The following is a 14,369-nucleotide window of genomic DNA, read 5'->3' on the forward strand; positions in this document are numbered from 1 at the left end:
TTATGTGGAGGCCCCCCATGGCTGAACCCCGTCCCTCCTCTCCGTACCCGTCCACCGCCTCCGACCCCGCCTCGCTGCCTGCCGACGCGGTGGCGGTGATCGGGGTGGGCCTGCGGCTGCCGGGCGGCATCCACCGCCTGGATCAGCTCGGCCAGGCCCTGTACGAAGGACGCGACCTGGTCGGCACCATGCCCGCGGACCGCTTCGACATCAGTGCCCACCGAGCCCGTCGCCCGGGAAAGCCCGGCAAGTTCCACTCCACCGCGGGCGGTTTCCTGCCCGAACCGGAGGTCACCGGCTTCGACACCTCGTACTTCGGCATCACGCCGAAGGAAGCCTCCCGCATCGACCCGCAGCAGCGCCTGCTGCTCGAGTGCGCGGTCGAGGCCCTCGACGACGCCGCCCTCGACATCGACGCCCTGGCCGGCAGCGAGACCGCCGTCGTCACCGGTGTCTCCACCCATGACTACGCCGACCTCCAGGCGCGTCACCTGCGTTCCAGCAATCCCTACACCACGACCGGCGGGTTCCTGTCGATCACGGCCAACCGCGTCTCGTACGAGCTGGATCTGACCGGCCCGTCCAGCGCCGTGGACACCGCCTGTTCCTCCGGCCTGACCGCCCTGCACCAGGCATGCGAGCACCTGCGCACCGGCCGCAGCCCGCTCGCCCTGGCAGGCGCGGTGAACCTGATGCTGTCGCCGGGCCTCTTCGTCGGCTACGCGCAGGCCGGAGTGCTCTCGCCGACGGGCCGTTGCCACCCCTTCGGAGCCGCGGCCGACGGCTTCGTACGCTCCGAGGGCGCCGTGATGCTCGTCCTGAAACCCTTGGCCGCCGCGCTCGCCGACGGCGACCGGGTGCATGCCGTCGTCCTGGCCACCGCGGTCAACTCCGACGGCCGCACCGTGGGCATGTCCGCACCGAGCCCACGCACCCAGGCCGCCCTGCTGCGCCGTGTGTACGGCACAGCGGGCATCGACCCGCGTGAGGTGTCCTACGTCGAGGCGCACGGCACGGGCACTGTGGTCGGCGACCCCGTCGAGTGCGCCGCGCTGGGGGAGGTGATCGGCAGCCGGCGCGGCGACGCGCCGCTACCGATCGGATCGGTCAAATCCAATCTCGGGCACCTGGAAGCCGCGGCCGGGATGGCGGGACTCCTCAAGTCGCTCGTCGTGATCAAATCCCGTGCCATCCCGCCGACTCTGCACGCTGATCCGCCCAACCCGGAGATCGACTTCGACCGCCTCGGTCTACAGCCGGTCCTGACCACGCGTCCCGTTCCCGGCGACAGCCGTGTCGTGGTCGGCATCAATTCCTTCGGAATCGGCGGCGCCAACGCGCACGCCGTCCTGGCCGCACCGCCCGCGCCATCGGCGTCACCGGCCTCGGCTGATGCCGCCGACGGCGCCGCGGTGAACGACTTCGCCGCGCCGGTCGGCAGCACCACGGCGCGGCCGCTGCCGGTCATCGTTTCCGCGCATACGCCCCAGGCGCTGACCGCCGCCCTGGAGTCCTGGGCGGAGCACTTCACCACGATGGCCGCCGATCCCGCGCAGGGGCCCGAGGCCTTGTACGACGCTGCTGTCACCTCATGTCGACGAAGGACCCGGCACCGCCACGCCACGGCCTTCTTCGCGACCGGCCTCGCCCAGGCCGCCGAGGTGCTGGCCCGAGCGGCACAGGGGCGGGCAGCCGACGCCGCCACCGAACGCCGGGTGAGCGGCGGCCGGATCGGTTTCGTCTTCTGCGGGAACGGCTCGCAGTGGGCGGGCATGGGGGCCGAACTCCTCGGCAGGGACCGTGCGTTCACCACCGAGGTCGAGGCCCTCAGCGACGAACTCGAGCCACTGCTGGGTTGGACGGTGCGCGAGGAGCTGGCCCACCCCGATGCCTCCCGTTGGGACCGTACGGAAGTCGCCCAGCCGATGCTGTTCGCCGTCCAGGCGGGCCTGGTCGCCGCCTTGGCCGCCCGGGGCGTCGAGCCGCACGCCGTCCTGGGACACAGCGTCGGGGAAGTGGCCGCCGCGTACTGCGCCGGTGCCCTCACCCGGGCCCAAGCCTGCCGCGTCATCGCCGCCCGCAGCCGCGCGCAGGCCGCCACCGCAGGTTCCGGAGGCATGGCCGCGGTGGGCCTGGGTGAACATGCGGCCAGGGAGCGGCTCGAACGGGCTCAGCTGAGCGACCGCGTGGATATCGCCGCGATCAACTCCGACCAGGACGTCACCCTCGCGGGCTCGCAGGAGGACCTCGCGGCTCTCGGCGCCGTGCTGGACGCGGACGGCGTCTTCTTCCGGGACCTGCGCCTCGACTACGCGTTCCACACGAGGGCCATGGACCCCGTGCGTGACCAGCTGGGCCGCGCACTGAAGTCCCTGGCCCCCGGGCCCCTCCGCATACCGATGATCTCCACGGTCACCGGCCGTGCCGAGCGGGGGGAGGGTTTGGACGCCGAGTACTGGTGGGCCAATGTCCGCCGCCCGGTCCGCTTCCACCAGGCCGCCACCGACCTGATGACCGGGGACGCCGCCTGCGACGTCCTGGTCGAGATCGGCCCGCATCCCGCTCTGACCGCCTATCTGCGACGTGCCACCGCCGACGCTCCCACCCCCGGCGTGATCGTGCCCACTCTCTCCCGGACGTTCGCCACCGTGGACGCGCTGCAACAGACCGTCCTGCGCGTGCTCGCCGCCGGCGCGGCGGTGGACTGGGACAGCTATTTCCCTCGTCCCGGCGCGGTGGCCGACCTGCCGACGGTCGCGTGGCAGCGCGAACGACACTGGAACGGCGACCCGTCCTGGTGGCAGGAAGACACCCCCGGCGAGGACGCCGCCGCCCACCTCCTCCTCGGAGCCCGCCAAGCCGGGCCGGAGGCATCGTGGCTGAACCGCCTGGATGCGGACCGGCTGTCCTGGATACAGGACCATCGGGTCGCGGGAGCTGTGGTCTGGCCCGCCGCGGGCTTCGTGGAAATGGCACTGGCCGCCGCACGGAGCCGACACGACGAAGCACTCGAAATCACCGGACTGTCCATCGACCGAGCCCTGACCCTCGAGTGGAGCGCCGACGCGGCGAGCCCGACGGACGGCGACGACGTCCACCTGGCCACTCATCTTGCCCAGGACGGCCGGCTCACCATCCGAAGCCGCACAGGTGAACAGGACTGGACCGAGCACGCCCGCGCCGGCGTGCGGAGTCTGCTGCGTCCACAGCGCCCCCGTCTGGACATCGCCGCCCTGAAACGCCGTCTTCCGAACCAGCGGCTCGCCCTCGAACACTACGCGGCCGCCCAGGAGGCCGGTCTCGACTACGGGCCGGCGTTCCGGACCGTGACCCACCTGCACATCGGGCAGGACGAGACCGCGGGGCGCTACGAGTTCACCGCGCCCGTACCGCCCGAACCCGGAGTCATCGCCCACCCGACGCTGGTGGACGGCGCCCTGCAGACCTGTCTGCCGCTGATGTTCACCGCCGACCGCCCCGCCCCGTTCCTGCCCGCCCACATCACCACGATCCGTAGCTGGCGAGCCCTGCCCTCCTCCGGGTTCACCCACGTCACCCGTGCCGCCGGCCCCGACGCCCTGTGGGACATCGTCGTGTGCGACGACGACGGTGACGTGTGCATGGAACTTCTCGGCTGCGCACTGCGGCGCCTGGAAACCGTGACCACCGACGAGCAGGACCGCCTGACGGAAGTACTGCGCGCGGCGCCCGTACCCGGCCAACCCCGGCCCGGACCAAGCCCGCTGCCCGCCCCGCAGTCACTGCCGGAACTGGTCAGCAGGCGGCACGACGCCCATCTGGACCGGCTGCACCAGATCAGCGACGCGCTCAAGCCGCGTCTGCTGGAGGTCTGCGCCCACTTCACGGCCCAGGCCGTGCGCCGGCTGCTCCCGGCAGCGAAGCACTCCTCCTTCGGCCCGGCCGACCTCATCGGCGCGGGAGTCGAGGCCAAGCACGCCAAGCTCCTCGACGTCCTGCTGCCCCAGGCCGTCAGCCATGGCGCCCTCGACACCACCGGGCCCGACACCTGGGCCATCCCGGCCGCGCCGCGTCCCGGGGAACTCTTCAGCCGACTGCTCGAGGACTTTCCCGGCCAGTCCGTCACCCTCCTCACCTACGGTGTGTGCGGGGACCGCCTCGCCGATGTCCTCACCGGTGACGCCGACCCGCTGGAACTCCTCTTCTCCGAGCCCGACAATCTGGTCCAACGGTTCTACGGGGACAGCACCTTCTTCGCCCCGCACACCCATGCGCTCGTCGGCTGGATCCGCGACGTCGTCGAGGGCTGGCCCGCCGACCGGCCGCTGCGTGTCCTCGAGGTCGGTGCGGGCACCGGCGCAACCACCGCGGCCTTGCTTCCCCATCTGCCGCCGGAGCGTGTCCACTACACCTTCACCGACGTGTCACCCGCGTTCTTCCCCGCCGCGGCGGAGCGCTTCGGCCCCTGCGACTTCCTCACCTACCAGGTCCTGGACGCAGGCAGCGATCCCGTCGCCCAAGGCTTTGAACCAGGCGCCTACGACCTCGTCATCGCCGCGAACATCCTGCACGCCACCAGTGACATCTCCCGCGCCCTGCGCGGCATGGCCGCCCTGCTCGCCGACGACGGCCACCTGATCGCCCTGGAGACCCACAGCGTGGAACTCCTGGCTCCGGTGTTCGGTCTGCTGGACTCCTTCTGGCTCTCCACCGACCAGAACGTCCGCCCCGATGGTCCACTGGTGCCCTACGACCGCTGGCCCGGGCTCCTCGCCGACAGCGGCTTCGCCACGACGGGACAGTACGACGGCTCCGACGCCGACCGGCCCTACGTCTCCCTCATCGTCGCGGGGCGCGACGCCCGCGCCGTCCCCGGCAAGGCACCGGACCGTACGTCGTCCGGCGACGCGACGCGACGGTCCTGGCTGCTGAGCACACCGACCGCCGACGCTCCCACCGACTTGGCGCACCGGCTGACCCGAGCGCTGCGCGCCGCATGCCCTGACGGCCGCGTCCGGCACGTCGCGGAGACGAGCGGGGCGGACGACTGGGCCCGCGAGATGACCGGCGCGGCAGACGGACCCGGGGCGCCCCGGCCGGTGAGCGACGTGATCGTACTCGCCGAGCCGGCCAGCGAAACGGGACCACGGCGACACACCGAGGACGCCGTACGTCAGCTTGCCGTGCTGCGTGACCTCAGCCGTGCCTGGAGCCGGAGCGCCCGGGCAAGCGAGGGCGGCCTGCGTGTCTGGATCATCGACGCCGACAGCCTGCGGCCTCCCACCCCGCCGCCCTCACCCCATGGCGCCCCCCTGTGGGGCGCCGCGCGAAGCCTGGCGAACGAACACCCCTCACTGAGCGTCCGCTGCATCGCCCTGACCGACGCCGGCGACGACGGCACATTCGAGCGTCTCCTGCACGAACTGCATCACCTTCAGGGCAGCGCGGGCGCGACGGGCGGCTCACAGGAACCCGTCGACGACGAGGTGGTCCTCACCCCGCACGGGCGTTTCGCCTCGCGCGTCACCCCGCTGCCCGCCACCGCGGCCGGGCCCGGACCCCACTACGCACTGCACGTCGACGTCCCCGGACGGCACCCCGTCTTCAGCTGGCGCGCGACCACCGCGTTGCACCCGGCGGCAGGAGAGGTCCTCATCCGTACCGCGGCCGCGGCGCTGAACCACCAGGACCTGCTGACCGCGGCCGGCACCAGTTCCCTGCCCGCGGCCCGGCGCCATGGATTCCTCGGCCTCGGCCTGGACTGCGCGGGCACCATCACGGCGGTCGGCGCCGGTGTCGACCATCTCGCACCGGGCGACCGCGTCGCGGCCATGGCCCACACCGCCATGGCCTCCCATGTCCTCGCTTCCAGCGATCACGTCATACCGTTGCCCGGCACCATGGAATTCATCGAGGCGGCCACCCTCCCCACCGCGTTCCACACCGCCCACCACGCCCTCCAGCAGTGCGCCGGCCTGAGCGAGGACGACACCGTCCTCGTGCACGCCGCCGCCGGTGGTGTCGGGCTGGCCGCCCTGCGCCTCGCGCAGCGTGCCGGTGCGCGCGTCATCGCGACGGCCGGTACTCCCGCCAAACGCAGCCTGCTGCGCCTGCTGGGCGTCGAGCATGTCCTGGACTCGCGCACCCTGGACTTCGCCGAGCAGGTCGCGGACCTGACCGGCGGCCGCGGCGTGGACGTCGTCCTCAGCTCGCTGCCCGGCGAAGCCCGCCTGCGCAGCCTCCACTTGCTCGCCCCGCAGGGGCGCTTCGTCGAACTCGGCCGGCGTGCGGAGGAACGGAACGATCCACCGCTCGTCTCCCCGCCGGCCCGCAACGCCTCGTTCTTCGACGTGGACACCCTGGACCTGCACGCCCGGCGAACTCCCCTTGTCCGGCGTCACTTCACGGAGCTGGCCGAAGCCGTCACCACCGGCCGCCGGAGGCCGCTTCCCCACCACACCTTCCCCGCGCACCGCTTTGAGGACGCCTTCAGCCTGCTGAAGCAAGCCCGGCACATCGGGAAGGTCGTCATCAGTTTCGACAACCCGCCGCCGGTCGTCGACCCCGCTCCGGCGAGCGCACTCGACCCCGACGCCGCGTACGTCATCACCGGCGGACTCACGGGATTCGGTGCGGCCACGGCCCGCCACCTCGCCGAACACGGCGCCCGACACCTCCATCTGGTCGGACGCCGAGGATCCCGGACGCCCGGTGCCGCGCGACTGCTCGACGAGCTTCGCACCGCGGGAGTCGAGGTCACCGCGCACAGCGCCGACATCACCCGGCCCGGGGCCCTCGAACCCGTACGCACCGCCCTGCGGGAACGGCGCCTGGCCGGTGTCGTACACGCCGCCATGGTCCTCGCGGACGCTCCCCTGGCCGACTTCACCGACACCCAGCTGGAAAGTGTCCTCGCGCCCAAGATCACGGGATTCCACGCGCTCCGGGCCCTCGCCGAAGGCCACGACCTCGACTTCTTCCTCGCCTACAGTTCGATAGCCGCCCTCGACGGCAACATCCGACAAGCCCCCTACGTCGCCGCCAACACCGCGATGGAGGCGCTGATCCGCGCCCGGCACCGAAGTGGCAGGCCCGCCCTCGCCGTTCAATGGGGTGTCATCGCAGACGCGGGATACGTCCACCGCACCGGGCGCGTCGACGAGATGGCCTCCTACGGCATGGCCCCCGTCGCCGCCGCCGAAGCGCTCAGCGCACTCGACCGGCTTCTCGACACCCGTACGGGTCCTGTCGTCGCCCTCGGCCGGTTCGACTGGGACAGCATCAGCCGCGTTCTGCCCCGTCTCGGGGCGCCCAGGACCGGCGCACTGCTCCAACAGCGTGAGGTGAGCACCGACAGTGTCAGCACCTTGCGCGATCGAGTCGCCGCGATGAGCGACGGCGAGGCCATCGTCTTGATCGAGGACAAGGTCGCCGAGCTTGCCGCCGCCGTCCTGTACACCCCGGTGGAGCGCCTCGACCGCACCTGCCGTCTGGACCTGCTCGGCATCGACTCCCTGATGTTCCTCGAACTCTCCGCGGCACTGCGCCAACACCTCGGCTGCGACATCCCCACCCTGGAACTGATGGGCGCCGCCCACCTCCCCGACATCGCCAGGCGAGCCCTGCGGCGCCTGCGGCAGTCCGCCGGTGCGGTCGCCGTCCCAGAGCGGAGCGGAAACGCGTGAACACTTCTCATCAGACGGGCGGTTTCCGCCCCACAACCGGCTTCGACCAGCCGGATTTCGTCGCCCTGCGCCCGGACACCGGTGACGAACACGTCCTGCGTCTCTACTGCATGCCGCCCGCGGGGATGAGCGCCTCCTTCTTCCACGCCTTCACCTCCCACCTGCCGGATGCCGTCAGCGTGCACGGCCTGCAACTTCCCGGCCGCGGACGCGCCACGGGCGCACCGGTACACACCGACCCGCGCCACCTCGGACAACTCCTCGCGGACCGCATCCGCCACGACGACAGCGGCCACCCGTACGCCGTGTTCGGTCACAGCGTGGGAGCGCTCATCGCCTACGAGACCGTCACATGCCTCGTCCGGCAGGGGCACCGTCCGCCCACCCTGCTCGCTCTGTCCGCCATGGCCGCCCCTCACCACCCCGACTTCGCCGCCAAGGCCCCGAGCGTCCTGCTCGGCGGGCGAAAGGGACTCGAAGAACTCTTCGGCCGGCTGCCCGACCACGCCGGTCACGGCCCCGACGCGCTGATCAGCGCGTGGATCCCGATGCTCGCCGATCTTCTGCTCGCCCTGCAATTCCGGCCCCACCAAGGACCACCGCTGGACACCCAATTCGCCCTCTACGGAGGCGAGGAAGACCCCGTCATCTCCCCGGAAGCCCTGGCCGGATGGAACGACATCAGCAGTCAGCCGGCCACCCCACGCTTTTTCCCCGGCGACCACACCTACCTCCTCGACAACGTCGAAGCCATCAGCTCCCGGCTCACCACCGACATCGTCACCTCCCTGCGAGGCTGGGCGTGCCCGGCCGACGACCCCGGCTCGCCTTCGGGCGAGTGCTCCCTGGGCAACCTTCGGGGCAGGACCCGGTCCTGATCCGAAGGTTGCCCGACGAGCGCATGGGTGTTAACCGACGGGACCCTGGAGCGCGGTCCGACGAGGAGCGGCAACCAGGGCGGCCGCCGCCCCGTCGGCACGTCCGACGCCGTACGCACCGCGTCCGGGACGCTGTGTAGCGCGATCGGGTGATCCAGGCCGTCTTGCCCAGTCCACGCGCGAGGCGGCGGCGGATTACCGGTGCCTGGTCGCCGCATGCGGCCGGTCGGCGGCGGAAGCCGTCGCGACAAGGAGAAAGGCACGTGAACATGATGTCTCTGCGGTCTCGGGTGATGCGTGGAACGGCTCTGCTGGCCGCCGCGGGTGCGGTCGTGCTCGGCGGCGCGATGGCCGCCGCGGGCGACACCGGAACGCAGGGGGCGGCGGTCGGCTCGCCGGGTGTCCTGTCGGGCAACGTGATCCAGGTCCCGGTCGACATCCCGGTCAACGTCTGCGGCGACACCGTCGACGTGATCGGCTTGCTCAACCCCGCCTTCGGCAACGCCTGCGCCAACACGCGCAGGTGACGCACCACCCGCTCCGCCGGCGGGACGGGCGATCTGGGTCACTCCGCCGCCTCTGACAGGCTGGTGCCGTGGCCCGGTATCCCCACCGTGCGCGCAGTGCCGGTCCTGCTGCTGCGCGCGCCGGCGGTGCGGCTCCGGCGAGTCGGGCCGCCGGGGACCTTCCCCTCGGGCTCAGCGGAGCGGCCGTCATCGGTGGGCCCGAACCCATCGGCTCCGACGGCTTGTCCGCGGCGGCGACTGCCGCGACCCGGGACGCGGCGGCGCGCACGCCCGGCCGACCGCTGCCCAAAGGCAGGAACGAGGGGTGCGGACGGCCACCCGCCGACCGCGCGAGCGAACTCGCGAGCCGATACATCTAGGCTGCGGTCATGACTGAGACCCGCCTCCCGACTCCGACGCCGCGCGAAGCCTACGAACTGCTGCTGGCCGGTAACCAGCGCTTCGTCGCCGGCATCCCCGACCACCCCAACCAGGACGTCACCCGCCGTGCCGAGGTCGCGCCGTCCCAGCAGCCCTTCGCCGTGCTGTTCGGCTGTTCCGACTCCCGGCTGGCCGCAGAGATCATTTTCGATCGCGGCCTCGGCGACCTGTTCGTGGTCCGCACCGCGGGCCACGTCATGGGACCGGAGGTGCTGGGCAGCATCGAATTCGGCGTGGACGTGCTGGGCTGCCCGCTGGTCGTGGTCCTTGGCCATGACTCGTGCGGGGCGGTCGGCGCGGCGTGCGCCGCACTCCAGAACGGCATGACGCCGGCCGGGTACGTCCGGGACGTCGTCGAACGGGTGACCCCGAGCGTGCTCGCCGCGCACGCGGCCGGACAGGTCGAACCCGAGGAGATCCTCGCCACGCACATAGGGCACACCGTCGACCTGCTGCTCGACCGCTCCCGGGTCCTCGCGGAGAAAGTCGCCGCCGGCCGGGCGGCCGTGGTGGGCCTGCGCTACGGGCTGGCGGACGGCCGTGCGCACCTGGTCACCTCGCGCGGCCTCGATACGCCGGTACCCGGCGCGGTCTGACCGCCGCCGCCCGAGGCGGGAAGCGCACCCGACCCGCCCGAGGGCCGGTGGCGGGGCGCCCGCCGGACGTTCCACAGCGGGGCGCGCTCGCCGTCGGCCGCGAGCGCGCCCCGCCGTGCGGACGCCGGAGGACACTCGCTGTCCCTCCTGCGTCCCGGCCCTGACCCGTCCGCCCCGCCCGCGGCGCGGAAACGGATCGTGCGGGCGCGGCACCGGCACCGGTCACACGATGGGTCGAGGCCCCGCGGCGCGGCGCAGCCGGTTGGCGATCGCCAGTCCGAGCCCCTCCTCCACCGGCAAGGACGCGAAGATCAGGTCGCACCCCCGCTCGTCAAGCTCGCGCAGGAACCCGTACAGCCCGCGCGCGTAATCGACCGGCGAACGGGGGAGGGGGACCACGGCATGCACCTTCGTCACGCCATCGGCGAAGGAGGCGGGGAGGAAGACGCCCACCCGGTGGCCCAGCTCCTGCGCCAGCTCCGCTTCGGCGACCACCTTGTCCGGCTCGACGAGGACGACCCGTGCCCGCGGCGCGTAGTGCGACGGGTGCTGGCCGGGCACTCGCACGCGGCTCGACGAAGGGACTTCGAGCGGGCATCCCACCACCGCTTCGAGTTCCTCGCGCGTCACGCCACCCGGCCGGAGGATGCTCGGCGTATCGCCCGTGACGTCGACGATGGTCGACTCGACGCCGACCGCGCAGGGGCCGCCTTCCAGCACGAAGTCGACCGCGCCGCCGAGCTCGGCACGGACATGGTCCGTCGTGGTGGGACTGACCGAGCCGAACCGGTTGGCGGACGGGGCCGTGACCCCGCCGCCGAAGGCGGTCAGCAGGGCCAGCGCGACGGGGTGGTCGGGTACGCGCACGGCCACCGTCTCGAGACCACCGGTCGCCTCCAGAGGCACCCGGCGGCCACGCCGCAGCACCAGGGTGAGCGGCCCCGGCCACAGATGCTCGGCCAGCAGACGCGCCGCCGCGGGCACGTCCTCGACCCAGTCGTCCAGCAGATCGGCGTGGCCGATGTGGACGATCAGGGGGTGGGTGGACGGCCGCCCCTTGACCTGGAAGATGCGCGCGACGGCGGCGGGGTCCTCGGCGTTGGCGCCGAGGCCGTAGACGGTCTCGGTCGGGAGGGCGACCAGCCCCCCGGCGCGCAGCACGCCGACCGCCTGCTTGATGTCACTTGTACTTGCTGTCACCCGCGCAATCCTAGGAGCAGAAGGTCCGGCACAGACGTGATCATGCTCGGACCAGCACGGCCAGGCTCCGATGCGGCCACCAAGGGGTGGGGCCCTCTGGTGCTGGAAAGTTTCGCGAGCATCCGTAATAGCATGAAAAGGAACATTCTGGTCATGTCAGGGTGGGGCCTGGACGGGAGGCCCGGTTGTGCGGGAAGAGTTCACTTGGAGCATGGACGAGACGGACGAGCTGACGGGGGTTTTCATCCACCGGGTGAAGGACGGCACCTGGTGGTGGTCGGACGAGATGTACCGCCTGCACGGCTACCCGCCCGACTCGGTCGAACCGACGAGCGAACTGCTGCGTGAACACCAGCACGCCGACGACCGCGAACGGGTGGGAAAGGCACTCGCGGCGGTCCGCGAGGACGGGAAGCCGATCGGCTGCTACCACCGCATCGCGGACGCTTCCGGGAAGGAACACGCGGTCGTCATGGTGGCCGACGCCAGAAGCGACGACGCCGGCGGTGTGGTGACAGTGCGCGGCTTTGTCGTCGACATCACGGACCCCCTCAGCAGGCACGCCCGCTCCCTCGCCGATGGCGACGTGAGCAAGGCCCGGCTCAGCCAGGAGGACATCGACCTGGCGCGCGGGATCCTCATGGCTCAGTACGGAGTGGACGCCGACGTGGCGCTACGCATCATGCGCTGGCAGTCCCAGCACACGAACCGGAGGATGCGGGACGTCGCCGGTGCGCTCGTGGCCGCGGCCCCGACGCCGGCCGGCGAGCCGCAGCACCACCTGGCTCACAGGGTCGGCGCTGTGCTGTACCCCTCCGAGAACGGCTGACGGCTCGCGTGCCGCGTCCGCCAGAGCCGACCCGTTGCGCCCCGACGGGGAGCGGTCACCGCCTGCTCGCCGCTCCCGATCCGTTGCCGTCCGCTTCCCGCGCATCGTGCTGGAGGTATGTGCGCCATGGACGAGTGGCCGCTCAGGTCGTGGCCGCGATACGTGCGCGGACGGACTCGGGGTATCCGAACCCAGGTAGGGGCCCCTGCGAGCGTCTGTTGCCATTTGACAATAATGGTCTTGGGGCAAGAAAGTGACCGTGTCGGCCGCACGGGGAAGGGCGGGGCATGTTCCGGTGGGCGGAGGTCGCTCCGTGCGATGGGCGCCGACGTTCTGCGGCGTCGGGGGAGCCGGTGAAGCGCTCCGGTGTTCAGGCGGTCCGGTCGTCCGACTGCTCGGCGGTTTCGTGCATCTGCGATGCCGCCGCGCGGCAGAACGCCTCCAGGCCCTCCAGCAGCGCCGTTCGCTTGCCTGCGGGCATGAGGGCCAGAACCGCCTCCAGTTCCTTCTCCCTGCGTGCGCGCAGGTCCACGAGGAAGGCCCGGCCCTTGGTGCTGAGGTGCAGGCGCACTTCGCGCCGGTTGACCGCGCTTGTCACGCGTTCGACGAGGCCGGCGGCGACCAGGCGGTCGCACAGCCGACTGGTGGACGGAGGCGTGGAGGCGAGGGCGTCGCTGAGTGTGCGCAGATTGATGCCGTCCTGGTGCTCCAGGGTGAGCAGCACCCGCATCTGGGATGCCGACGCCGGGGCGGTGGACGCCCGGCCCCACAGGACTTCCAGCAACTCTCCAGCCGTCGCGGTCACGCGGGCGACCTCGACGGGCTCCGGGCGGGGGCGGAAAGCAGCCACTGTCACACTCTCGCAGGCACTGGGACGGCCGCCAGCCTACTAGGCGCTCGCATTGGCTGTAGAGCTTTGGTCGGCCCTGGCGGCTCGACCTGACTGAATCGTATGACCTCGTCACAGGAGCGGGGCCGTTGAGCCTCCGGTGGAAAGTGGTGTTTTTACCATCGTGAACAGATTTGTGACCGCCGAGCGCGCGCTGCGCACGGCGACGCCCCACGGGTTGCTCGACGCCGTTCGTCGGGTGCTGACCGAGCAGTACGACGCGGAGTCGGTAGAGCTGTTCATGGCCGACTACGGCCTGACGGTGCTTCAGCCGGTTTCGGTGCTGCCGCACGTCAGGAATCCAGTCTCCGTGCACAACAGCGTCGTGGGCCGGGCTTTCAGCGCCCAGGAGCCGGTCGTCGAGGCCGGTGCCGGCCATTCCGTGCGCGTACACCTGCCGGTCAGCGTGCGCGGGGACCGGCTGGGTGTGCTCTCGGTGACGCTCCCGGACGAGGGCCAGGTGCGCGGCCTGCTGGGCGAGTTGACGGACATCGCCGAGGTGCTGGGCCACGAGGTGGTCGTCGCCGAACGGGACACCGACGTCTATCTGCAGGCGCGACGCAAGGACCGGCTCACCCTGGCCGCCGAGATGCAGTGGCAGCTGTTGCCCGGGCGTTCCTGCTCCCGCCCCGAGTACGACCTGGGCGCGCAGCTGGAGCCGGCATACGCGATCTACGGGGACAACTTCGACTGGTCCACGACGGCCGATCGCCTCATGTTGTACGTCACCAACGGGATGGGGGAGGGCATAGAGGCGTCTTTGCTGACGAACTTGGCGATCAACGCACTGCGGAACGCCCGGCGTGCCGGGATCGCCATCGCCGACCAGGCGGCCCTGGCCGACCAGGCGGTGTACGCCCATTACCAGGGCCGCTGCTACCTGTCGGTGCTGATGTTCGACTTCGACCTCGCGACGGGCCGCGCCAGCGTGGTGGATGCCGGTTCACCGCAACTGCTGCGGCTGCGCGCCGGCGCCGTGGAGCGCGTCGCCTTCGAGGCGCAACTTCCGTTGGGCATGTTCGAGGAGACCGACTACGTGACCCAGGACTTTCGGGTCGAGCCCGGCGACCGGCTCGTCTTCGTCAGCGACGGGGTGCACGCGGTCGCCGGCCCTAAAGGCGAGGCCGACGGCGACCTCGCGTTGGCCCGTGCGATCCAGGCCACCCGCCTGCTCCCCGCGGCCGAGGTGCCGCGCGCCATCCTTCGGGAGCTGGCCGGACACCGCGGTCAGTCGGTGGCGGACGACGACGCCCTCGTCGTCTGCCTCGACTGGCGCGGACGCTGACTGTGTCGATCGTGTGTTGGTCGCGCACCACTCCAGCGCCTACGGTTGCCATGAGGCAATAATTGCCTTTCGGTGATCGAA

The 14,369-nt window shown here is 71.5% G+C and carries 8 protein-coding genes; 6 read left to right on the forward strand and 2 right to left on the reverse strand.

The annotated features are described in order from the left end of the window. The first annotated feature begins 17 nt into the window (after positions 1-17). The 4 genes from HEP81_RS38085 to HEP81_RS38105 all read left to right on the forward strand — a co-directional run bounded on the left by HEP81_RS38085 (position 18) and on the right by HEP81_RS38105 (position 10,085). Positions 18-7,664 carry a type I polyketide synthase gene (locus tag HEP81_RS38085; protein WP_243279738.1) on the forward strand — a complete coding sequence of 2,549 codons (7,647 nt, stop codon included), beginning with the start codon at positions 18-20 and terminating at the stop codon, positions 7,662-7,664. Continuing rightward, on the forward strand, positions 7,661-8,542 hold the full coding sequence (locus HEP81_RS38095; protein WP_037662998.1) for a thioesterase II family protein: 882 nt from the start codon (positions 7,661-7,663) through the stop codon (positions 8,540-8,542). Before HEP81_RS38085 ends, HEP81_RS38095 begins: the two co-directional genes overlap by 4 nt. Before the next feature lie 269 nt (positions 8,543-8,811). Next, entirely contained in the window at positions 8,812-9,069 is a 258-nt protein-coding gene (locus tag HEP81_RS38100; RefSeq protein WP_243279851.1) for a chaplin, read from the forward strand. Positions 9,070-9,437: 368 nt separating this feature from the next. Continuing rightward, entirely contained in the window at positions 9,438-10,085 is a 648-nt protein-coding gene (locus tag HEP81_RS38105) for a carbonic anhydrase (protein ID WP_037662995.1), read from the forward strand. Between the two features lie 222 nt (positions 10,086-10,307). Here the strand turns inward: HEP81_RS38105 and HEP81_RS38110 are convergent, their stop codons facing one another. Then, a complete protein-coding gene (locus HEP81_RS38110) occupies positions 10,308-11,285 on the reverse strand; it encodes an L-threonylcarbamoyladenylate synthase (protein ID WP_037662993.1) in 978 nt (325 codons plus the stop codon). A gap of 211 nt (positions 11,286-11,496) precedes the next feature. Here HEP81_RS38110 and HEP81_RS38115 point away from each other — a divergent pair, with 211 nt between their 5' ends. Beyond that, positions 11,497-12,114 (forward strand): PAS and ANTAR domain-containing protein, encoded by a 618-nt coding sequence (locus HEP81_RS38115; RefSeq protein ID WP_051850648.1) that lies wholly within the window; start codon positions 11,497-11,499, stop codon positions 12,112-12,114. A 370-nt stretch (positions 12,115-12,484) separates the two neighbouring features. Here the strand turns inward: HEP81_RS38115 and HEP81_RS38120 are convergent, their stop codons facing one another. Further along, the gene (locus tag HEP81_RS38120; RefSeq protein WP_243279740.1) at positions 12,485-12,970 is read right to left on the reverse strand and encodes a MarR family winged helix-turn-helix transcriptional regulator; all 486 of its coding nucleotides are present in this window, start codon (positions 12,968-12,970) and stop codon (positions 12,485-12,487) included. Between the two features lie 157 nt (positions 12,971-13,127). Here HEP81_RS38120 and HEP81_RS38125 point away from each other — a divergent pair, with 157 nt between their 5' ends. After that, a complete protein-coding gene (locus tag HEP81_RS38125; protein ID WP_037662986.1) occupies positions 13,128-14,288 on the forward strand; it encodes a PP2C family protein-serine/threonine phosphatase in 1,161 nt (386 codons plus the stop codon). Positions 14,289-14,369 lie beyond the last annotated feature (81 nt).

The sequence above is a fragment of the Streptomyces griseofuscus genome, assembly GCF_014673495.1.
In the GTDB taxonomy this organism is placed as follows: Bacteria; Actinomycetota; Actinomycetes; order Streptomycetales; family Streptomycetaceae; genus Streptomyces; species Streptomyces murinus.